This is a genomic window from Burkholderia sp. FW306-1C-G01B, from assembly GCF_058781685.1.
Window position 1 is genome coordinate 78968 of sequence record NZ_JBYSWZ010000021.1, and the last position, 19140, is coordinate 98107.

Below are 19140 nucleotides of genomic sequence, written 5' to 3' on the forward strand. Positions count from 1 at the left end.
GGACAAGAAACGGCTTGGCGGTCGCCAAGCCGTTCTACGTTAACGCATTGCGCGGATTTGTCACGCGTGCGAGCGTGCGAGCGAACGCAAGTACATAGGCACGTTCGCCTTGCTCGTCGTCTGGACACGCGTCATGAGCGCATGATCGATGCGATCCAGTCCGTAAGTCCGGGCAATGTCGTGCTGCAACCGGCACCACAGATGACTGGCCATCTCGGCGTCGACCATCGCCCGGTGAGCACGTCCCGATTTCGGCAGCTGCAGCGTTTCGGCCAGGCTCGACAGGCGGTGGCTCCGAGCGTCCGGATAGATACGTCTCGCCACGAGCATCGTGCAAGCAAAGGCATGCTCGGCTGACATGTCGAGAAGCCCGAGCTCTGACTGCCAGAACCGCTTATCGAAACCGGCGTTGTGTGCCACGACGGAATGCTTGCCAACGAACGCCGCCGCTTCTTTCATGACTTTTGACGCCGGGGGAGCCGATGCAATCATGTCGTTCGTGATGCCGGTCAGCGCGACAACATCGGACGGTATGCGTTTGCCGGCATTCATCAAGCTCTGGAAACGGTCGACGACTTGTCCGTCGCGTAGAAGGATCACGGCAATTTCGGTGGCACGGTCGCCCAGATTCGGCGAAAGCCCGGTTGTTTCGAAGTCCAGTACCGCAACGGTTTGCATGGTTGAATCCTATTACTTCATGCGGTGGCGTTTAGTTTGGCCAAGAGGTTAGCATCATCGGGCCTGTGAGAGACTCGTTCAGTCCGAGAAACGATCGTCCTCGCCATTTCCCCGCTTGCGATCCTGTGCCATGCGGTTGCTGTCGACGTCCAATTCCAAAACGGGTCCTTGATGTCTTGATACCAAGTCCGGCGCTCGGTGCATCGTTGGCAGCTTGCCGCATCGGATGATGCAGGCGCCCGACAGGGATACCTGCTGGGCGTTGTTGTTTGCGCGACGGAAGGGTTGTCTTCCGATCGACGATAATGGAGACGTTGCCATCGGCGTATCTGCAATATGGCCATGACTCAGCTGACGCTACCCGGATTCGACGTGCCGCCACCGGTTCCCGAGCATCGCTTTTTCTTCGCTGCGATGCCCGATCCAGTTGCGGCTGCATGTATTGCCGGAATGACTGAAGGCTTGCAATCAGGGAAGCCTGGGGAGCGCGGGGTGCTGCACACGGAGCGTCTGCATGTCACGCTGTACTCTCTGGGCGACTTTGCGTATGTGCCGGGCGCCATCATCGCGCGTGCATGTGCCGCGGCGGATCGCATCGATGTGCCGTCTTTCGGCGTCACCTTCGATCGGCTCGTCAGCTTCAATGGGCGGCCGGGCCATCGGCCTCTGGTACTGACAGGGAGCGCAGGGCTGCAAATATTGATCGATTTTCAGCAGCAACTTCGAGATGCCCTTGGAAAGGCAGGTCTGCGTGTTTCAGGTGCGCGTTTCACGCCCCACGTGACGTTGCTGTACGGCGAACGCGGGCCCGATCAGTACAGGATCGATCCGATTACGTGGACCGTCCGCGAATTCGTCCTGATTCACAGTTGGCTCCGCAGGACGCACTACGATGTAATAGGGCGCTGGCCGCTGACGAACCGCAGTTCGTCGGCGTGATCGTATGTTGGAAGCCCGCTCCGGTCGTCGACCATCCGGATCGAGCCCATGGTTTGCCGTGCGCGCTGCCTGATGCTGAATCCGATCGGATCGCTGTAAATCTCCCGTTTAGCTGCGATGCATGGATTGCATGGGTATCCCGCAATCGAAGGCGAGCGAGTGCTTCGGGGCGTTCGGTGCGTGGTTGGTAAGCAGCGCGGCAGGCGATGCCGCGCAAGTCCAAGTCACGCGTTTTCCTGCGACCGGCCAGACGCGATCGCGCCGCGATAGCGAAGGTGGACCAGCGGATAAGGCCGCCCCTGTCCGTCGAGCGCCGATCGCCCGCAGCGCTCGAATCCGAGCCTTTCATAGAATCCCGCCGCCGATTCGTTCTGCTCGTTGACGTCGGTCGACAGGTCGGGATGGCGCCTGAGCGCTTCTTCCACGAGCAGGCGCCCGATGCCCGCGCCATGGTGAGCGGGATCGATGAACAGCGCTGCCATGTGACTGCCGTCGAGCAGCATGAAGCCGATCGGCCGATCGGTCTCGTCGACGGCCACATCGAGCGGCGCGCTGGGCAGAAACGGCTCGACTTCGGCATCGATCGCGCGGCGGTCGGCGTCGCTCAGGAAGTGATGCGTTGCGTCGACCGCGCTGCGCCAGATATCCAGCACGCGTGCGCCGTCGGCCTGGGTGGATTTGCGGATTCTGATCATGGCTTGATTTGTTGTGGTTCGGATGTCCGTTCGACGGCTCGTCGCACGACGTCCTGGACCCCCGCGCTCATCGGCAGATCGTCCCGATCGAGTTCCGCGAGATCGAACCAGCCTGCCTCGAGCGCACCGTCGCTGCTGTTCGAACGGCTCCGCACGACGAGCGGCGTGCCGGCCCGCGCAAGGTTGAGCGCCATCGGCGTGCCCGTCACGCCGAGGCCGATGAATCCGACTGCCGTTTGCATGTCCTGGCTCCTGTGAAAAAGGGGCGTGCAGCGCGCAGGCGTCAGTATCGCAGCGTTTCAGGGGGCATGACGGCGGCGCGCGAAGGTTTCGGCGGCAACGTCGAGTGCGCCGGGCAGGCGCGGTGCGCAGCGAGGCATGCTGCGAGCCGGAACGGCGTACCGATGCGACGCTGGCCCGCCGACGGTCAGTTTGCGAGATCGCCGAGCATGAGCATGCAATGCGTGCCGATGTCCGGATCCGTCGCGCGTTTTCCGAGTTCCGCCAGATACGGCCACGGATAGATGCCGCGAGCATGACCGTCGCCGAACAGCAGGCGAATGCCGTAACCGGCCGCTTCCACATCGTCCAGCATCACGTCCGGTCGCGCGTCGACCACGCCAGCGTCGAACCGGATCTTGCGGCAAGCGGCGCACGGGCAACTGCTGCGCAACCGCACATAGCCGATGCGTTGCGTGTCGCCGCCCGGCCAGCGCAGCGTCAACACACGGGCAGCGTGGTCGAGCACGATTTCGGTCGGCGGCGTCATCGCGCCTCTCCGATCTGCCGGATTGCGATCCGCACGGCCTTGCGCACTTCGGGATCGCGATCGTCGAGTGCGTCGTGCAGTGCCGGAAGCGTGCCGGGGTCGCGCAGTTCGCCGAGCGCGAGCGCGGCTTCCTTGCGCAGATTGCTGATCGGATGCGGGAGCAGCGCGGCGACGGCCGGCGCTGCAGCCGCATCGCGCAACTGTCCGAGCGCGCGCACGGCGCGCAATCGCACTTGCCAGTAGTCGTCGTCGAGCGCGGCGACGAGTTGGTCACGCGCGACCGCGACGCGCAGCTTGCCGAGCGTTGCGGCCGATTCTTCGCGTACCTGCCATTCGGCGTCGCGCAATGCGGCGAGCAGTGCGGTGATGACGGTCGTGTCGTCCGACGCCGCGAATCCGAGCGCGCCGACCGCGACGCGCCGCACGTCCGCATCGGCATCGGTCGTCGCGACGCGCGCGAGCGGCGACAACGCGCGTATATCCCTGAGCCAGCCGAGCACGGCGACGGCCTCGGCCCGCACGGCGGTGGCGTCGGCGTCGAGCGCGCGCAACGCAGGAGCGAACGCATCGGGATCGCGCAACTCGCGCAGCCCGCGCAGCACGGCGCTGCGAACGTACGGCTCGGGCTGGTCGGCCCAGTCGCACAGCACGGCGCCCGATGCAGCGTCCTTCAATTCGGACAGGCTCTGCGCAGCGGTCGCGCGCACGCCGTCGTCCGGATCGAGCAGCGCGCGGCACAGCGCGTCGACGACGTCGGGTTGTTCCCAGGCGCCGAGTACGCGGGCCGCCTCGCTGCGCACGTTGGCGGACGGGTCGTCGCGCAGCGCCGCGACGAACGCGGGAATGAAACCGGATTCCTCGAGATCGGCGAGTTCGAGCAGCGCTATGCGGCGCACGGATGCGTCGGGCGCAGCGAGGCGGGCGACGAGCGCGGCACGATCCGGACCGTGCGTGCCGGGCAGCGAGGAGGTGGAAGAGAAAGCGGTCATGGGGAAAAAGTCGGTTCGATGAAAGGGCGGCTGCTCACGGAGCGCGGTGCATGGGCGGCGCGGCATGGCGATGCGAACCGGACGCCGGCCCGGCCGTCACGTCGTCGATGCACGGCCCGCGCGGGCAGCGCGACGACGATCGGCACGCGCCCGGTCAGCGCAGCAGATAAGGGATCTCGACCTTGACCGCGCCGGTCGGGCAATCGCGCTCGCACGGCATGCAGTACCAGCATTCGTCGAACTGCATATAGGCCTTGCCCTTGGTTACGTCGATCGCGAGCAGGTCGAGCGGGCACACGTCGATGCAGACGGTGCAGCCCTTGTCGGCGATGCACAGTGCCTCGTCGATCGTGACGGGCGCGCTGCTGCGCTGGAAGATGTCGTGCGGGGTATGGGGCATGGTATGGCTCCTCAGAGGGCGGCCGCGAGCGCGGCCGGTTCGCGGATGCGCAGATGCGCGTAGGCGCCGCGTTCGTCGTCGGCCAGCGGCACGATGTACGGCTCGACCGGCCGCTTCTCGCTGCGCATCACGCCGTCGGCATCCTTGCGCAGCCACGTATGGCAGAACCATTCGGCGTCGTTGCGGTGCGGATAGTCGACGCGATGGTGGTACAGCCCCCAGCGGCTCTCGGCGCGGAACAGCGACGCGCGTGCGGCCATTTCCGCGCAGTCGCGGATCGCGCGAACTTCGGCCGCGCGCATCAGTTCGTGAGGATGGCTCGACTTTATCTCTTCGATATCCTCAGTAATCTCGTCGAAACGTTGCAGCCCGATTTCCATCTTGCGCGTCACCTTCGGCGGTTGCAGATAGTCGTTCACCATGCGGCGCAGCTTGTATTCGACCTGCGCCGGCGCCAGGCCGCGCTCGCGTAACAGCGGGGCGAACACGCGTGTACGTTCCGCGTCGACCTGTTCGTCGTCCACCGGCGCATGGTCGCGGCCGGCGACGTAGTCGGCCGCGTTCTGCCCGGCGAACCAGCCGTACGTGAAAGCGCCGAGCATGTAGTTGTGCGGGACGGCGGCCATGTCGCCGGCGGCGTAGAGCCCCGGCACGGTCGTCTCCGCGCGTGCGTTCACGTACACGCCGGACGCGCTGTGGCCGCTGCAGAAGCCGATCTCGGAGATGTGCATCTCGACCATCTGGCTGCGGTAGTCGGTCCCTCGCCCCGCATGGAAGCGGCCGCGGCTCGGCCGCTCGTTCGTATGCAGGATCTGCTCGATGGTTTGGATCGTTTCTTCCGCGAGATGGTCGAGCTTCAGGAACACGGGGCCGTTGCCGCTTTGCAGTTCCTGATGGAACTCCCACATCATCTGGCCGCTCCAGTAATCGCATTCGATGAAGCGCTCGCCCTTGCCGTTCGCGGTGAAGCCGCCGAGCGGGCCCGTCACGTATGCGCACGCGGGGCCGTTGTAGTCCTTGATCAGCGGATTGATCTGGAAGCATTCGAGATTCGCGAGCGCGGCGCCCGCGTGATAGGCCATCGCGTAGCCGTCGCCCGCGTTGGTCGGATTCTCGTACGTGCCCATCAGGTAGCCCGACGCCGGCAGCCCGAGCCGGCCGGCCGCGCCGCAGCAGAGAATCACGGCCTTCGCGCGAATCACGTGGAACTCCGCGGTGCGGCAATCGAAGCCGAGCACGCCGCTCGCATGGCCGTGCGCATCGGTCAGCACGCGCGTCGCGACGATCCGGTTCGTGATCGCGATGCGTGCGCGCTTCAGTTGCCGGTACAGCACCTTCTTGACGTCGTGTCCTTCCGGCATCGGCAGCACGTACGAGCCCATGTGATGGACCTTCTTCACCGCATAGTCGCCGGTGCCGTCCTTCTCGAACTTCACGCCCCAGCGGTCGAGCTGTTCGATCGTCGCGAAGCTGTGCGTCGCATACGCGTATACGGCTGCCTGGTCGACGATGCCGTCGTTGGCGATCGTGATCTCGCGCGTGTACTGCTCGGGCGTCGCATGCCCGGGGATCACCGCGTTGTTCAGCCCGTCCATCCCCATCGAGATCGCGCCGCTGCGCTTCACGTGGGCCTTTTCGAGCAGCAGCACGCGCAGGGACGGGTCGCGCTCCTTCGCCTTGATCGCCGCCATCGGGCCGGCCGTGCCGCCGCCGACCACGACGATGTCGTATTCGAGCACATGGGTATTCATTTCGGGTTCCTTATAGATTTGCGTGCCTTCTGCCGGTCGATGCGCAACCGGTACTGGAAGGCGTCGCCGCGGAAGTAGAGGTATTCGTAGTCGATCGGCGCGCCCGATGCGTCGTGCGTGAGGCGCTCGATGCGCAGCACGGGGCTGCTTTCCTCGACGTGCAGCGCATCGACGATCTCGTCGTCGGCGAGGATCGCGCCGATCGACACGTCGGCATGACCGAGCGGGATGCCGCAGTCGTTTTCCAGGATCAGGAAGATGTCGCGGGTCGCGAGATCGGCACCCGCGAGGCGCTTGCCGAGCGCTTCGTGCACCCAGGTCTGCTCGAGCGACACGGGCTCGCGGTTCAGCAGCCGCACGCGATGGATCTCGACGAGCGGCGCGCCTTCCGGCACGTTCAGCTTCGTCGCGAGATGGCGATCGGCCTTTACGGTGCGAAAGCTGCGCAACTGGTTGACGATCTCGTAGCCCATCGACGACATCGCTTCGGCGAACCCCTGCAGCGACGTCACGTTCTGGAACGCCTTCGGCTTCGACACGAACGTGCCCTTGCCGTGCAGCTTGAACAGCAGGCCTTCCTTCTGCAGGTCGCCGAGCGCCTGGCGCACCGTGATGCGGCTGACGTCGAACATCGCGCAGAGTTCGTGCTCGGACGGCATCCGGCTGTGCGGCGCATAGGTGCCGTCGAGAATGCGCGCGCGCAGCGTGTCCTTGATCTGCACATAGAGCGGCGGCGCCGACAGCGGCACGACGTTGGTTGGAGGCATCGGTCAACTTGTTATGACAAGATGGTTCGAGTGTAGCCAGCGCGATCGCGCGTCCAAACCAACCATTTCTGATTTCGACTTTCCGAATCCGGAAAAGCAGGGCGGCAGGCGGCGGGCCGGACGGGCGCTCCGGCGGCATTCGGTGTTCGAACGATCCGCCCCTCGCCAGCCGCGCGGATCGGCCGACAATCAAACAAATTCGCCGGCGTGTGCGCCGCACATGTCGATTTCCCGATGCGTCGCCCGTCGTATCGATGTCGACCGGGCTCGCGACAGCGTCGATGCGGCAGCTGGACCTGCCGCCGCGCAGCGCGGCGGGAGCCCGGTTCCGAGGGTTGCGGAAACGAGAAAGGAGACGCCAGATGCCGGATTCCCGATACCGCTGGGTGATCGTCGCCGCGGGTGGCCTGATGGGCTGCATTGCGATCGGCGCGATGTTTTCGCTACCTGTGTTCCTGCGCGCGATCGCGCGCGACACCGGCTGGTCGATGACCGGCATTTCCGGTGCGATGACGATCGGCTTCATCGCGATGGCCTTCGCGAGCATGGGGTGGGGCAGCCTGTCGGACCGCATCGGTACGCGCGCGGTCGTCATGACGGGCGCCGTGCTGCTGTCGGCGAGCCTCGCACTGGCGAGCCGCGCGCCGTCGCTGCTCGCGTTCCAGTTGACCTTCGGCCTTGCCGTCGGCAGCGCGACGGCCGCGGTGTTCGCGCCGATGATGGCATGCGTGACGGGCTGGTTCGATACGCACCGCAGCCTGGCGGTGTCGCTCGTGTCGGCCGGGATGGGAATGGCGCCGATGACGATGTCGCCACTGGCCGCATGGCTCGTATCGACGCACGACTGGCGCACGTCGATGCTGCTCGTCGCCGCGCTGGCGGCCGTCGTGATGATTCCGGTGTCGCTGCTGGTGCGCCGGGCGCCCGCACTCGACCGCGCACACGCGGCGCCTGCGCCTGCCGGCGCGCCCGCGGCGATGTCGGTCGCGGACGCGCTGCGCTCGCCGCAGTTCATGGTGCTGGTGCTGACCAACTTCTTCTGTTGCGCGACCCACTCGGGCCCGATTTTTCATACGGTCAGCTACGCGGTGACGTGCGGGATCCCGCTGATCGTCGCGGTATCGATCTACAGCGTCGAAGGGCTCGCGGGCATGGGCGGCCGGATCGTGTTCGGGCTCCTCGGCGACCGCGTCGGTGCGAAGCGCATGCTGGTGGCCGGGCTGCTTGCGCAGGCGCTGGGCGCGCTCGGCTACTACTTCGTGCGCACGCTCGACGGGTTCTACGCGGTCGCGACGCTGTTCGGCTTCATCTATGCGGGCGTGATGCCGCTGTATTCGGTGCTCGCGCGCGAGAACTTCCCGCTGCGGATGATGGGCACCGTGATCGGCGGCTGCGCGATGGCCGGCAGCCTTGGCATGGCCGCGGGGCCCGTTGCCGGCGGCCTGATCGTCGATACGTTCGGCAGTTACGGCTGGCTGTACCTCGGTTCGTTCGCGGTCGGTCTCGGCGCGTTCCTGATCGCGACGATGTTCCGCCCGTTTGCGAAAGCGCGGCCGGAAACGATGGCCGCGTGACCCGGTAACGGAAGACGGGCGCCTTCCGTTTCGCCGGATTGGCGACGCCCGGGACGCATCGACGCAGATAAAAAACAGGGCCGGACACCGCCTGCATTTGCCGGTGTCCGGACGGCGCTTCGCCCGCTGCGGCGCAGCAGACCGGCAACAGGCGCCGATCGGCGCGCATGCGTCACGATTCGGCCCCTAAAAACGCAATATCGAGCATGTATTCGAAGGGCCTGTCATACCCGCGTCACCCTGCTAGAATTCGGCCTGCCGCATTGTTCCCATTGACTGATGAGATTGCTTGACGCCCTGGTCGAACAACGTATTGCCGCCGCCGCTGCGCGGGGAGAGTTCGACGATTTGCCGGGTACCGGCGCGCCGCAGGCGCTGGATGACGACCTGCTCGTGCCCGAGGAGGTGCGGGTGGCCAACCGTATCCTGAAAAACGCGGGCTTCGTGCCGCCGGCCGTCGAGCAATTGCGCGCGCTGCGCAACCTGCATGACGAAGTGCAGGCGGTCAGCGACCGTGCCGCGCGCTGCCGGCTGCAGGCGAAGATCCTGGCGCTCGACATGGCGCTCGAATCGCTGCGCGGCGGCCCGATGGTGATGCCGCGCGACTACTGCCGTCGCATCGCGGAACGCCTGTGCGAGCGCGGGCTCGACGATGCGCCCGCCGAAGCGGGGCCGATGTGACGTCCGACGCGCTGCACGACGCAGCCCGATCGGTGGCCGACGCGGCCGCTGAACCCGCCGCCCGGTCTCCTGCTCCCGAAACCGCACCCGTATCGGCGCGCGACCTGCATTTCATGCGGCTCGCGCAGGCCGCCGCGGAAGAGGCGCGCGCGGCCGGCGAAGTGCCGGTCGGCGCGGTGCTCGTGCGCGGCGACGAAGTGATCGCACGCGGCTTCAACCATCCGATCGGCGGGCACGACCCGTCGGCCCATGCGGAAATGGCGGCGCTGCGCATGGCCGCGCAAAATCTGCAGAATTACCGGATGCCCGGCTGCGAGCTGTACGTGACGCTCGAGCCATGCCTGATGTGCGCGGGTGCGATCATGCATGCGCGCATCGCGCGGGTCGTCTACGGCGCCGCCGATCCGAAGACGGGCGCATGCGGCAGCGTGATCGACGCGTTCGCGAATCCGCAGCTCAACCACCATACCGAAGTGACCGGCGGCGTGCTCGCCGACGAGTGCGGCGCCGCGCTGAAGTCGTTCTTCGCCGAGCGCCGTCGCGCGTTGCGCGAAGCACGGCTGGCTCGCGACGCCGAATCCGGCGCGTCATAGTCGCGCCGGCCGCGCCTGTCGCTCCGGGTGCGCACGGTTGCCTGAACCGAAGACGGTTCGGACCCTCTAAGCAGGTTTGACGACCCGACACCTTTCGCCATGTCCTTCCAGCCCGCCGCGTCCTACACCATCCGCCTGCTGGCGCCATCCGGTTATCCGCACGATCCCGACGCGATCAATCGCGCGCTCGAACGCCTCAGCATCGCGCAACAGCGCATCGAGAACGTCGAAGCGACGCAGCGGCGCTTCCAGCGTTTCGGCGGCACCGACGGCGAGCGGGCAGGCGACCTGAACCGTCTCGCCGATCCCGAGCGGCCGCTGCCGGACATCGCGCTCGCGGTGCGCGGCGGCTACGGTGCCGCGCGGATCCTGCACGGGCTCGACTATCGCGGGCTCGAGCGCAGGCTGCGCGACCAGCCCGTCGCGCTCGTCGGCCACAGCGATTTCACGGCGATCCAGCTCGCGCTGTACGCGAAGGCGCGCATCAAGACGTTCGGCGGCCCGATGCTGTCCGCCGACTTCGGCGCGCAGACGCCGAGCGATTTCACGATGCAGCACTTCTGGCAGACGCTGACGCAGCCGAGCACGACGATCATCGCCGAGGCACCGCAGGTGCAGACCGTGAACGTGACGGGCACGCTGTGGGGCGGCAATCTCGCGATCCTCACGTCGCTCATCGGCACGCCGTACATGCCCGACATCGAGGGCGGCATCCTGTTCATCGAGGATGTCAACGAACAGCCGTTCCGGATCGAGCGGATGATCTATCAACTGCACCTGTCGGGGCTGCTCGCGCGCCAGCAGGCACTCGTGCTCGGCCAGTTCACCGGCGCGCAGCCGTTCGAATACGACAACGGCTACGACATGCAGGCGATGATCGACCAGGTGCGCGAGGTGGTCGGCATTCCGGTTGTCACGGGGCTGCAGTTCGGCCACGTGCCCGACCTGCTGACGCTGCCGTTCGGTGCGCAGGCGCAGCTGGTCGCGAATGCGCATGGGTTCCGGCTCACGCTGTCGGACTATCCGCACCTCGGCTGATGCGGACGCGGTCGATCGAAAGGCGGGTCTTCCGCCTTTTTCTTTATGTAAGTGTGCAACTAACGGTCAGAAATTTCGGCTGACGCCGACAGAAGCGTCACGGGATTTTGCACCAGTTTTGTCAACAAAATGGCCGGGAGGGTATACGACGAGACGGCCTCTGTTATGGCGTTCAGGCTTGATGTGCATGGATTTCGCGCATCCTGCACCGATTGGGGTCGCGTCCGTGCACGCCGATTGTGCGAAATTCCGGAAAAGAATTGTTGACAATCTTTATGTCCATCCTAGGATGAGGACCATCACACGATGCAGATCATGAACGAGCCCGATTCCCACCCGTCCGGTGCAGCCAGTCCCGAAGCGATCGCCGAGCGGATCCGCACGGCGATTCTCGAGCATCGGCTCGCGCCAGGCGCGAAGCTGACGGAGGCGCAGCTCTGCGACGTGTTCGGCGTGAAGCGCGGGACGATTCGCCAGGCGCTCGCGCAGCTCGCGACCGACAAGCTGGTCGAGCTCGAGCCGAACCGCGGTGCGTTCGTCGCGAGCCCGACGCTGCAGGACGTGCACGAGGTGTTCGAGATGCGCCGGATCATCGAGCTCGCCGTGGTCGAGCGGCTTGCGACCGGGCCCGGCGCGAAGCGGCTGAAGGGCGTCGCCGCGCTGATCGACAAGGAACGCAAGGCGTTCGAGCGGCACGACTTCGCGGCATGGATCCGGCTGTCGGGCGAATTCCACACGGCGCTCGCCACGCTGATGGGCAATGCGACGCTCAGCGAGTGCCTCGAAGGGCTCGTCGCACGCTCGACGCTGATGTCGGCGCTGTACGAATCGCACGGGCGCAGCCCGTGTTCGTGCGACGACCACGACGAGATCCTCGCCGCGCTGGAAGCGGGCGATCCGAAGCGGGCGGTGACGCTGATGGCGCGCCACCTGCAGCATGTCGAACTGAAGATGCTGGACCGGCCCGCGCAAGGGCAGGTCGATTTGCGCGAAGTGTTCGGCGGCGCCTGAGCGGCGACGCGAACCCGGCCGCGCGCCACAGAACGAGAGCAATGCAGGCCTGCGGTGTTCGCCGCGGGCCGCTGGTCCGACTCCGGGCGACGATCCGGAGCGGTAACGATGACGGTGGAGCGGCCACCCGGCCGCGTCAAGGAGAAGTCATGGCTCAGTTCAGTGTGGCGCACGACAGCGCCTATCCGGCGGAAGAAGGCGGCGAGGGCGGCGATCCGACGCTGCCGGGCGGTTACAGCGAACGTCTGTACAACGAAGATTTGGCACCCCTGAAGAATCAGACATGGGGCTCGTACAACATCTTCGCGTTCTGGATGTCGGACGTGCACAGCGTCGGCGGCTACGTGTTCGCGGGCAGCCTGTTCGCGCTCGGGCTGACGAGCTGGCAGGTGCTGATCGCGCTGATCGTCGGGATCGGCATCGTGAACCTGCTGTGCAACCTGATCGCGCGGCCGAGCCAGCAGATCGGCGTGCCGTATCCGGTCGCGTGCCGCGCGACGTTCGGCGTGCTCGGCGCGAACGTGCCGGCCGTGATCCGCGGGCTGATCGCGATCGCGTGGTACGGCATCCAGACCTACCTCGCATCGAGCGCGCTGGTGATCGTCGTGCTGAAGTTCTTCCCGCAATGGCTGCCGTATGCGGACGTCCATCGCTACGGCTTCCTCGGGCTGTCCGCGGTCGGCTGGGCCGGGTTCATGCTGCTGTGGGTGCTGCAGGCGTTCGTGTTCTGGAACGGGATGGAGACGATCAAGAAGTTCATCGACTTCGCGGGCCCGGCCGTCTATGTCGTGATGTTCATCCTCGCCGGCTACATGGTGTGGCGCGCGGGCTGGCGCAACATCGGCATCAACCTCGGCGGCGTCAAGTATCACGGCGCGCAAGTGATCCCGGTGATGATCACGGCGGTGTCGCTGGTCGTGTCGTACTTCTCCGGGCCGATGCTGAACTTCGGCGATTTCTCGCGCTACTGCCGGTCGTTCGGCGAAGTGAAGCGCGGCAATTTCTGGGGGCTGCCCGTCAACTTCCTCGCGTTCTCGCTCGTCACGGTGATCACGACGGCCGCGACCCTGCCGGTGTTCGGCGAACTCGTCACCGATCCCGTGGAGACGGTCGGCCGCATCGATCATCCGACCGCGGTGATCCTCGGCGCGCTGACGTTCACGATCGCGACGATCGGCATCAACATCGTCGCTAACTTCGTGTCGCCCGCGTTCGACTTCTCGAACGTCGCGCCGCGCCTGATCAGCTGGCGCGCGGGCGGGATGCTCGCGGCCGTCGCGTCGATCTTCATCACGCCGTGGAACCTGTTCAACAACCCGGCCGTGATCCACTACACGCTCGACGTGCTCGGCGCGTTCATCGGCCCGCTGTACGGCGTGCTGATCGCCGACTTCTATCTCGTCAAGCGCGGCCGGCTCGTGCGCGACGACCTGTACACGATGTCGGAAAGCGGCACCTACTGGTACACGGGCGGTGTGAACCGTCGTGCGCTCGCCGCGCTGCTGCCGGCCGCGGTGATCGCGGTCGTCTGCGTGATGGTGCCGGGCTGGCAGGGCGTCGCGAACTTCTCGTGGTTCATCGGCGCGGGGCTCGGCTTCGTGTTCTACCGGCTGCTCGTGAGCACGAAGGCGTGAGGAGCATGCGATGAAGATCCGACTGATCAATCCGAATACGACGCAGCGGATGACCGACGCGATGGGCCGCTGCGCGCGCGACGTCGCGGCCGCGGGCACGGAGATCGTCGCGGTGAGCCCGCCGATGGGGCCGCCGTCGATCGAAGGGTATTACGACGAGGCGCTCGCGACCCCCGGGCTGCTCGCGGAGATCGCGCAGGGCGAGCGCGACGGCTGCGACGCGTACGTGATCGCGTGCTTCGGTGATCCCGGCCTCTACGCGGCGCGCGAGCTCGCGCGCGGGCCGGTGATCGGCATCGCCGAGGCCGCGATGCATGCGGCGAGCGTGCTCGCGCCCGGCTTCTCGGTCGTCACGACGCTCGCGCGTACCTGCGGGATGGCGTGGCACCTGGCCGAACGCTACGGAATGAAGCGGTTCTGCCGCAACGTGCGCGCGACCGACGTCGCGGTGCTCGAACTCGACCGGCCGGGCTCGGCCGCACGCCGGATCATCGTCGACGAATGCCGGCGCGCGCTCGACGAGGACGGCGCGGACGCGATCGTGCTCGGCTGCGCGGGGATGGCCGAATTCGCGCACGAGATCGAGCAGCAGATCGGCGCGCCGGTGGTCGAGGGCGTCACGGCGGCCGTCAAGTGGGCCGAGGCGCTCGTTGCGCTGCGCCTCGCGACCGCGAAGCGCGGCGACTACGCGCGGCCGCTGCCGAAGCGCTACGACGGCGCATTCGCCCGCTTCAGTCCGTCGGACGGGGATGCGGCGGAACCGGCCCCGAATTTGCCGCAACCGCACATACACACCGTCTGACACGCACTATCTGCGCCGCTGTATGGGCGCGTATGGACGTTTTCGCTACACTGGGCCGTCATCGCATCGGCTCGCGCGGCCGCCCTGCGGCACCCGCGCGGTCGATGCGAACCCATTACTCCAGCGAACTTTCGCCGCACTTCGAACCATGTCACTCGATCCCAACTATCCTCGCGACCTGATCGGCTACGGCCGCCATCCCGTGCAGGCGAACTGGCCGGGGCGCGCCCGCGTCGCCGTGCAATTCGTGCTGAACTACGAAGAAGGCGGCGAGAACTGCGTGCTGCACGGCGATCCGGGCTCCGAGCAGTTCCTGTCCGAAATCGTCGGCGCGGCCGCGTATCCGGACCGCCACATGAGCATGGAGTCGATCTACGAATACGGTTCGCGGGCCGGCGTGTGGCGCATCCTGCGCGAATTCGAGAAGCGCGGGATGCCGCTGACGGTATTCGGCGTCGGCATGGCGATCGAGCGTCACCCGGAGCTCGCGCGCGCGTTCGTCGAGCTCGGCCATGAGATCGCGTGCCACGGCTGGCGCTGGATCCATTACCAGAGCATGACGCCCGAACTCGAGGCCGAACACATGCGTCTCGGGATGGAGGCGATCGAGCGCGTGACGGGCGAGCGCCCGCTCGGCTGGTATACCGGCCGCGACAGCCCCAATACGCACCGCTTGGTCGCGGAATACGGCGGCTTCCTGTACGACTCCGACAACTACGGCGACGACCTGCCGTTCTGGATGGACGTCGCCGTGTCGGGCGGCGGCACGTCGCCGCAACTGATCGTCCCGTACACGCTCGACACGAACGACATGCGCTTCGCGACGCCGCAGGGCTTCAACACCGGCGATCACTTCTTCGACTACCTGCGCGACGCGTTCGACGTGTTGTATGAAGAGGGTGACGAGGCGCCGAAGATGCTGTCGATCGGCATGCACTGCCGGCTGCTCGGCCGGCCGGGCCGGTTCCGCGGGCTGCAGCGGTTCCTCGATCACATCGAGAAGCACGATCGCGTATGGGTGACGCGCCGTGTCGACATCGCGCGTCACTGGCGTGAACATCATCCGTATCGGCCCATTCATCGAAACGAAGGGAAAGCATGAAGGCGATGCGTTACACGTTGAGTCAACTGAATACGATGGCGCCGAGCGCATTCGTCGCGGCGCTGTCGGGGATTTTCGAACATTCGCCGTGGGTGGCCGAGGTCGCCGCGGGCGAGCGGCCGTTCGCGAGCATCGACGCGCTGCACAAGACGATGTCGGGCGCGGTGGAAACGGGCGGCGAAGTGCGCCAGCTCGCGCTGATCAACGCTCACCCGGAGCTGGCCGGCAAGGCCGCCGTGCGCGGCGAGCTGACGGCCGAGTCGACGCGCGAGCAGAGCGGCGCGGGCCTCGACCAGTGCACGCAGGAAGAGTTCGACAAGCTGCTGACGCTGAACCGCACGTATCGCGAGAAGTTCGGCTTCCCGTTCATCCTCGCCGTGCGCGGCTATGACCGGCACGGCATCATCGCGAACTTCGAGTCGCGCGTGAATCATTCGCGCACCGAGGAACTGCGCGCGAGCCTCGACCAGATCTACCGGATCGCGCGCTTCCGCCTCGACGACCTGATCGACGCCTGACACCGCAATACGGCCTGCTGCGCCGCAGCGGCCCGATCGCATCACTGAAACAAGGAAACATCATGGCTGTTCCGCTTCTCGATCCCAACGCACCCGAATTCACGCGGCGCTACGTGAATCTTGCCGACCCGCGTCTCGGTGCGCAGGCGCTCGAAGCCAGCGACGATTTCTTCGCGCCGAAGGACCGGATGCTGAACCCCGAGCCGGCCGTCTTCATTCCCGGCAAGTACGACGACCACGGCAAGTGGATGGATGGCTGGGAAACGCGCCGCAAGCGCACGACGGGCTACGACTGGTGCATCGTCAAGCTCGCGCGCCCGGGCGTGATCAAGGGCTTCGACATCGACACGAGCCATTTCACCGGCAATTTCCCTCCGGCCGCGTCGATCGAGGCCGCCTTCGTGGCCGACGGCGCGCCGACGCATGCGACCGAGTGGGTCGAGATCGTGCCGTCGACGACGCTGCAGGGCAACAGCCATCACTACGTCGAAGCGAGCGACGCACGCGCGTTCACGCACCTGCGTGTGAACATCTATCCGGACGGCGGCATTGCGCGCCTGCGCGTGTACGGCCAGCCGCAGCTCGACTGGGCCGGCGCGAGCGCAACCGAGCAGTTCGATCTCGCCGCGATGGAAAACGGAGGTTATGTCGTGGCCGCGAACAACCAGCACTTCGGCGTCGCGTCTAACCTGCTGCTGCCGGGCCGCGGCGTGAACATGGGCGACGGCTGGGAAACCCGCCGCCGCCGCGAGCCGGGCAACGACTGGGCGATCATCGCGCTCGCGCAGCCGGGCGTGATCCGCAAGATCGAAGTCGATACCGCGTTCTTCAAGGGCAACTACCCGGATCGCTGCTCGATCCAGGCTGCCTATGTGTCGGGCGGCACCGACAGCTCGCTGATCACGCAGTCGATGTTCTGGCCGGTGCTGCTCGGCGAACAGAAGCTGCAGATGGACAAGCAGCACTACTTCGAAACCGACATCGCGTCGCTCGGCCCCGTCACGCATGTGCGACTGAACATCATTCCGGACGGCGGCGTGTCGCGCCTGCGTCTGTGGGGGACGCTCGACAAATGAAGACGCTTGTTATCGAACCGCTGACCAGGGAGGCGTTCGCGCCGTTCGGCGACGTGATCGAGACGGAAGGCGCGAAGCAGATCCCGATCAACCTCGGCACGACGATCCGTTTTCATGATCTCGCGAAAGTCGATGTGAGCGACGAAGACGGCCGCACGCTCGTCAACCTGTTTCGAGGCCAGCCGCGCACGCTGCCGTTCGAAGTGAAGATGCTCGAGCGGCACCCGCTCGGCAGCCAGGCATTCGTGCCGCTGAACGACCGGCCGTATCTCGTCGTCGTGGCGCCCGCGGGCGATCTCGACCCGGCGAAGATCCGCGCGTTCGTGACGAGCGGCTGGCAGGGCGTCAACTATGCGAAGGGCGTGTGGCATCACCCGCTGATCGCGCTCGGCGGCGTCAGCGACTTCATCGTCGTCGACCGGGGCGGCGACGGCCTGAACCTCAACGAGCAGGATCTGCAGGAATCGCTGTGGCTCACCGACGAGGCGCTGCACGCGCTGGCGGCCTGAGTCTCCGGCGTTTCCGCGCCAGCTTGTCGAAACCCGCGCAACTTGCGCGGTTTTTTTATGTGCGGCCGTTTATGCGCGATTCAGGTCGGCACAGCCTTGCCCGTGTCGCGCGAACCGCTGCCGCCGCGACGCCGGTTCGCGACCGGCGCATGCTGCGCCATCAGGTCGGCGATCCAGTCGACGAAGACGCGCAGCTTCGCGCTGACGTGCCGGTTCGGCGGGAACGCGACGTACATCGGCATCGGTTCGAGTTGCCACGCCTCGAACAGCGGCACCAGGTCGCCGCGCTCGCGATGCGCGACAGCCATGTAGTCGGGTAGCCACAGAATGCCCAGCCCGGCGAGGCCGGCCTCGAGGTATGCATTGCCGTCGTCGACGGCGAGCACGTAGCGCCCGCGCACGTCGACGCGCTCGCCGTCGCATTCCATCGCAAACGGCAGCGCCTTGCCGGTACGCGCCCACAGAAAACCGACGGTCCGATGATGCGTGTCTTCCAGTTCAGCCGGATGCGACGGCGTGCCGGCGCGCGCGAGATAGGCCGGCGACGCGTATACGCCGAGCCGCAGGTCGCCGACGCGACGCGCGACCAGCGAACGGTCGGCCGGTTCGCCGCCGCGCACGACGCAGTCGACGTTCTCGCCGATCACGTCCACCACGCGGTCGCTCACGCCCATGTCGAGCTGGATGTCCGGGTAGCGCGCATGGAACGCCGGCAGCGCGGGGATCAGGATCAGGCGCGCGAACGGGCTCGGTACGTCCACGCGCAGCCGCCCCCTGGGCGACGCGGACGCTGCGGACAGGCTCGTTTCGGCATCGTCCATGTCGGCCAGCAGCCGCACCACGCGCTCGTAGTACGCGGCGCCGTCGGCGGTGACGACGACCTTGCGCGTCGTGCGGTTGAACAGCTTCACGCGCAGCCGCGCTTCGAGCTGCTGCACCAGTTGCGTGACGGTGGTGCGGCTCATGTGCAGCGTCTCGGCCGCCTTCGTGAAGCTGCCGGCTTCCACTACGCGGGCGAACGCCTGCATTGCGTCGAATCGATCCATCGGGTCAGGGCTCCGCGTCGGTCGGAAATTGTTTGGGGCGCGCAAACAGTGTTGGACAGGGTTGCCGGTTTATCCGCCGGGCGACGGTCATTAAAGTGCCTTCATCGTTGATGCAGGGGCGGCTTCGCCCCACTGACTGATGGAGGTGTTGGATGGCAAAGCGTAGCGTAGTTTTCCCGCCCGGTCGCCAGGCGCTGTACGAGCGCAACCGCTATTCGCCGGCGCTGCGCTCGAACGGTTTCCTGTTCGTGTCGGGGCAGGTCGGCAGCCGCGACGACGGTTCGCCCGAGCCGGAGCTGGGCGCGCAGGTTCGCCGCGCGTTCGACAACCTGAACGCGGTGCTGCGTGCGGCCGGCTGCACGTTCGACGATGTCGTCGACGTGACGGTGTTCCTCGTCGACCCCGAAGCGACGTTCGAGCGGATCTGGGAGATCGTCCCCGAGTATTGGGGCGACGCGCCGCACCCGACGCTGACCGCCGTCGGCGTGACCTGGCTGTACGGCTTCCAGTTCGAGATCAAGGCGATCGCGCGGCTGCCGGAATTCGTCGACGGGTGAGGTGACCGGCA

General features: G+C 66.5%; 21 protein-coding genes and 1 pseudogene. 13 read left to right on the plus strand and 9 right to left on the minus strand.

What is annotated here, in order from left to right:
- Positions 1 to 60: 60 nt before the first annotated feature.
- Entirely contained in the window at positions 61 to 678 is a 618-nt protein-coding gene (locus AC3WLY_RS32090; RefSeq protein WP_175961107.1) for a 3'-5' exonuclease, read from the minus strand.
- 342 nt (positions 679 to 1020) lie between these two features.
- Between AC3WLY_RS32090 and AC3WLY_RS32095 the strand changes: the two genes are divergently transcribed.
- Entirely contained in the window at positions 1021 to 1617 is a 597-nt protein-coding gene (locus AC3WLY_RS32095) for a 2'-5' RNA ligase family protein (RefSeq protein ID WP_175961105.1), read from the plus strand.
- Positions 1618 to 1841: 224 nt separating this feature from the next.
- Here the strand turns inward: AC3WLY_RS32095 and AC3WLY_RS32100 are convergent, their stop codons facing one another.
- The 7 genes and pseudogenes from AC3WLY_RS32100 to AC3WLY_RS32130 form a co-directional block, all read right to left on the minus strand.
- Positions 1842 to 2312 carry an acetyltransferase gene (locus AC3WLY_RS32100; RefSeq protein WP_175961103.1) on the minus strand — a complete coding sequence of 157 codons (471 nt, stop codon included), beginning with the start codon at positions 2310 to 2312 and terminating at the stop codon, positions 1842 to 1844.
- A 142-nt stretch (positions 2313 to 2454) separates the two neighbouring features.
- Positions 2455 to 2554: pseudogene (locus AC3WLY_RS32105) on the minus strand (NAD(P)-binding domain-containing protein); the annotation flags it as partial.
- Positions 2555 to 2739: 185 nt separating this feature from the next.
- A complete protein-coding gene (locus AC3WLY_RS32110; protein ID WP_175961101.1) occupies positions 2740 to 3081 on the minus strand; it encodes a gamma-butyrobetaine hydroxylase-like domain-containing protein in 342 nt (113 codons plus the stop codon).
- Entirely contained in the window at positions 3078 to 4070 is a 993-nt protein-coding gene (locus tag AC3WLY_RS32115; protein ID WP_492308785.1) for a HEAT repeat domain-containing protein, read from the minus strand. The genes AC3WLY_RS32110 and AC3WLY_RS32115 overlap by 4 nt, the downstream gene beginning before the upstream one ends.
- Positions 4071 to 4224: 154 nt before the next feature.
- Positions 4225 to 4470 carry a 4Fe-4S dicluster domain-containing protein gene (locus AC3WLY_RS32120; protein WP_447356283.1) on the minus strand — a complete coding sequence of 82 codons (246 nt, stop codon included), beginning with the start codon at positions 4468 to 4470 and terminating at the stop codon, positions 4225 to 4227.
- Between the two features lie 11 nt (positions 4471 to 4481).
- Entirely contained in the window at positions 4482 to 6221 is a 1740-nt protein-coding gene (locus AC3WLY_RS32125; protein WP_492308784.1) for a fumarate reductase/succinate dehydrogenase flavoprotein subunit, read from the minus strand.
- A complete protein-coding gene (locus AC3WLY_RS32130) occupies positions 6218 to 6988 on the minus strand; it encodes a GntR family transcriptional regulator (RefSeq protein WP_492308783.1) in 771 nt (256 codons plus the stop codon). The genes AC3WLY_RS32125 and AC3WLY_RS32130 overlap by 4 nt, the downstream gene beginning before the upstream one ends.
- Positions 6989 to 7350: 362 nt before the next feature.
- On the opposite strand from AC3WLY_RS32130, the gene AC3WLY_RS32135 reads away from it, so the two are divergent.
- The 11 genes from AC3WLY_RS32135 to AC3WLY_RS32185 all read left to right on the plus strand — a co-directional run bounded on the left by AC3WLY_RS32135 (position 7351) and on the right by AC3WLY_RS32185 (position 17526).
- Positions 7351 to 8562 carry an MFS transporter gene (locus tag AC3WLY_RS32135; RefSeq protein WP_492308782.1) on the plus strand — a complete coding sequence of 404 codons (1212 nt, stop codon included), beginning with the start codon at positions 7351 to 7353 and terminating at the stop codon, positions 8560 to 8562.
- A 279-nt stretch (positions 8563 to 8841) separates the two neighbouring features.
- Positions 8842 to 9243, plus strand: coding sequence for a DnaJ family domain-containing protein (locus AC3WLY_RS32140; RefSeq protein WP_072437118.1), 402 nt, complete (start codon positions 8842 to 8844; stop codon positions 9241 to 9243).
- Positions 9240 to 9836, plus strand: a complete 597-nt coding sequence (gene tadA, locus AC3WLY_RS32145) for a tRNA adenosine(34) deaminase TadA (protein ID WP_175961077.1) — start codon at positions 9240 to 9242, stop codon at positions 9834 to 9836. Before AC3WLY_RS32140 ends, tadA begins: the two co-directional genes overlap by 4 nt.
- A gap of 99 nt (positions 9837 to 9935) precedes the next feature.
- Positions 9936 to 10874, plus strand: coding sequence for a muramoyltetrapeptide carboxypeptidase (gene ldcA, locus AC3WLY_RS32150; protein WP_175961075.1), 939 nt, complete (start codon positions 9936 to 9938; stop codon positions 10872 to 10874).
- A gap of 306 nt (positions 10875 to 11180) precedes the next feature.
- Positions 11181 to 11885, plus strand: coding sequence for a GntR family transcriptional regulator (locus AC3WLY_RS32155; RefSeq protein WP_034181153.1), 705 nt, complete (start codon positions 11181 to 11183; stop codon positions 11883 to 11885).
- Positions 11886 to 12034: 149 nt separating this feature from the next.
- The gene (locus AC3WLY_RS32160) at positions 12035 to 13519 is read left to right on the plus strand and encodes an NCS1 family nucleobase:cation symporter-1 (RefSeq protein ID WP_492308781.1); all 1485 of its coding nucleotides are present in this window, start codon (positions 12035 to 12037) and stop codon (positions 13517 to 13519) included.
- 10 nt (positions 13520 to 13529) lie between these two features.
- Positions 13530 to 14321 (plus strand): aspartate/glutamate racemase family protein, encoded by a 792-nt coding sequence (locus AC3WLY_RS32165; RefSeq protein WP_310141089.1) that lies wholly within the window; start codon positions 13530 to 13532, stop codon positions 14319 to 14321.
- Positions 14322 to 14469: 148 nt separating this feature from the next.
- On the plus strand, positions 14470 to 15423 hold the full coding sequence (gene puuE, locus AC3WLY_RS32170; RefSeq protein ID WP_492308780.1) for an allantoinase PuuE: 954 nt from the start codon (positions 14470 to 14472) through the stop codon (positions 15421 to 15423).
- Positions 15420 to 15941, plus strand: a complete 522-nt coding sequence (gene uraD, locus AC3WLY_RS32175) for a 2-oxo-4-hydroxy-4-carboxy-5-ureidoimidazoline decarboxylase (RefSeq protein WP_492308779.1) — start codon at positions 15420 to 15422, stop codon at positions 15939 to 15941. Before puuE ends, uraD begins: the two co-directional genes overlap by 4 nt.
- Positions 15942 to 16003: 62 nt before the next feature.
- Positions 16004 to 17017 carry an allantoicase gene (gene alc, locus AC3WLY_RS32180; protein ID WP_175961067.1) on the plus strand — a complete coding sequence of 338 codons (1014 nt, stop codon included), beginning with the start codon at positions 16004 to 16006 and terminating at the stop codon, positions 17015 to 17017.
- A complete protein-coding gene (locus AC3WLY_RS32185; RefSeq protein ID WP_175961064.1) occupies positions 17014 to 17526 on the plus strand; it encodes an ureidoglycolate lyase in 513 nt (170 codons plus the stop codon). Before alc ends, AC3WLY_RS32185 begins: the two co-directional genes overlap by 4 nt.
- A gap of 80 nt (positions 17527 to 17606) precedes the next feature.
- Here AC3WLY_RS32185 and AC3WLY_RS32190 read toward each other — a convergent pair whose 3' ends face one another.
- On the minus strand, positions 17607 to 18572 hold the full coding sequence (locus AC3WLY_RS32190; RefSeq protein WP_175961062.1) for a LysR family transcriptional regulator: 966 nt from the start codon (positions 18570 to 18572) through the stop codon (positions 17607 to 17609).
- Between the two features lie 152 nt (positions 18573 to 18724).
- Here AC3WLY_RS32190 and AC3WLY_RS32195 point away from each other — a divergent pair, with 152 nt between their 5' ends.
- Positions 18725 to 19129 carry a RidA family protein gene (locus AC3WLY_RS32195; protein WP_175961061.1) on the plus strand — a complete coding sequence of 135 codons (405 nt, stop codon included), beginning with the start codon at positions 18725 to 18727 and terminating at the stop codon, positions 19127 to 19129.
- Positions 19130 to 19140: the final 11 nt, after the last annotated feature.

Bases quoted from the DNA above. Each gene is read 5' to 3' on its own strand.
- AC3WLY_RS32130 (WP_492308783.1), bottom strand. From the start codon at position 6,988: ATGCCTCCAACCAACGTCGTGCCGCTGTCGGCGCCGCCGCTCTATGTG.
- AC3WLY_RS32165 (WP_310141089.1), top strand. From the start codon at position 13,530: ATGAAGATCCGACTGATCAATCCGAATACGACGCAGCGGATGACCGAC.
- AC3WLY_RS32125 (WP_492308784.1), bottom strand. From the start codon at position 6,221: ATGAATACCCATGTGCTCGAATACGACATCGTCGTGGTCGGCGGCGGC.
- AC3WLY_RS32120 (WP_447356283.1), bottom strand. From the start codon at position 4,470: ATGCCCCATACCCCGCACGACATCTTCCAGCGCAGCAGCGCGCCCGTC.
- uraD (WP_492308779.1), top strand. From the start codon at position 15,420: ATGAAGGCGATGCGTTACACGTTGAGTCAACTGAATACGATGGCGCCG.
- AC3WLY_RS32110 (WP_175961101.1), bottom strand. From the start codon at position 3,081: ATGACGCCGCCGACCGAAATCGTGCTCGACCACGCTGCCCGTGTGTTG.
- AC3WLY_RS32140 (WP_072437118.1), top strand. From the start codon at position 8,842: ATGAGATTGCTTGACGCCCTGGTCGAACAACGTATTGCCGCCGCCGCT.
- AC3WLY_RS32195 (WP_175961061.1), top strand. From the start codon at position 18,725: ATGGCAAAGCGTAGCGTAGTTTTCCCGCCCGGTCGCCAGGCGCTGTAC.
- AC3WLY_RS32155 (WP_034181153.1), top strand. From the start codon at position 11,181: ATGCAGATCATGAACGAGCCCGATTCCCACCCGTCCGGTGCAGCCAGT.
- AC3WLY_RS32135 (WP_492308782.1), top strand. From the start codon at position 7,351: ATGCCGGATTCCCGATACCGCTGGGTGATCGTCGCCGCGGGTGGCCTG.
- AC3WLY_RS32090 (WP_175961107.1), bottom strand. From the start codon at position 678: ATGCAAACCGTTGCGGTACTGGACTTCGAAACAACCGGGCTTTCGCCG.
- AC3WLY_RS32185 (WP_175961064.1), top strand. From the start codon at position 17,014: ATGAAGACGCTTGTTATCGAACCGCTGACCAGGGAGGCGTTCGCGCCG.
- AC3WLY_RS32190 (WP_175961062.1), bottom strand. From the start codon at position 18,572: ATGGATCGATTCGACGCAATGCAGGCGTTCGCCCGCGTAGTGGAAGCC.
- AC3WLY_RS32115 (WP_492308785.1), bottom strand. From the start codon at position 4,070: ATGACCGCTTTCTCTTCCACCTCCTCGCTGCCCGGCACGCACGGTCCG.
- alc (WP_175961067.1), top strand. From the start codon at position 16,004: ATGGCTGTTCCGCTTCTCGATCCCAACGCACCCGAATTCACGCGGCGC.
- AC3WLY_RS32100 (WP_175961103.1), bottom strand. From the start codon at position 2,312: ATGATCAGAATCCGCAAATCCACCCAGGCCGACGGCGCACGCGTGCTG.
- puuE (WP_492308780.1), top strand. From the start codon at position 14,470: ATGTCACTCGATCCCAACTATCCTCGCGACCTGATCGGCTACGGCCGC.
- ldcA (WP_175961075.1), top strand. From the start codon at position 9,936: ATGTCCTTCCAGCCCGCCGCGTCCTACACCATCCGCCTGCTGGCGCCA.
- AC3WLY_RS32160 (WP_492308781.1), top strand. From the start codon at position 12,035: ATGGCTCAGTTCAGTGTGGCGCACGACAGCGCCTATCCGGCGGAAGAA.
- AC3WLY_RS32095 (WP_175961105.1), top strand. From the start codon at position 1,021: ATGACTCAGCTGACGCTACCCGGATTCGACGTGCCGCCACCGGTTCCC.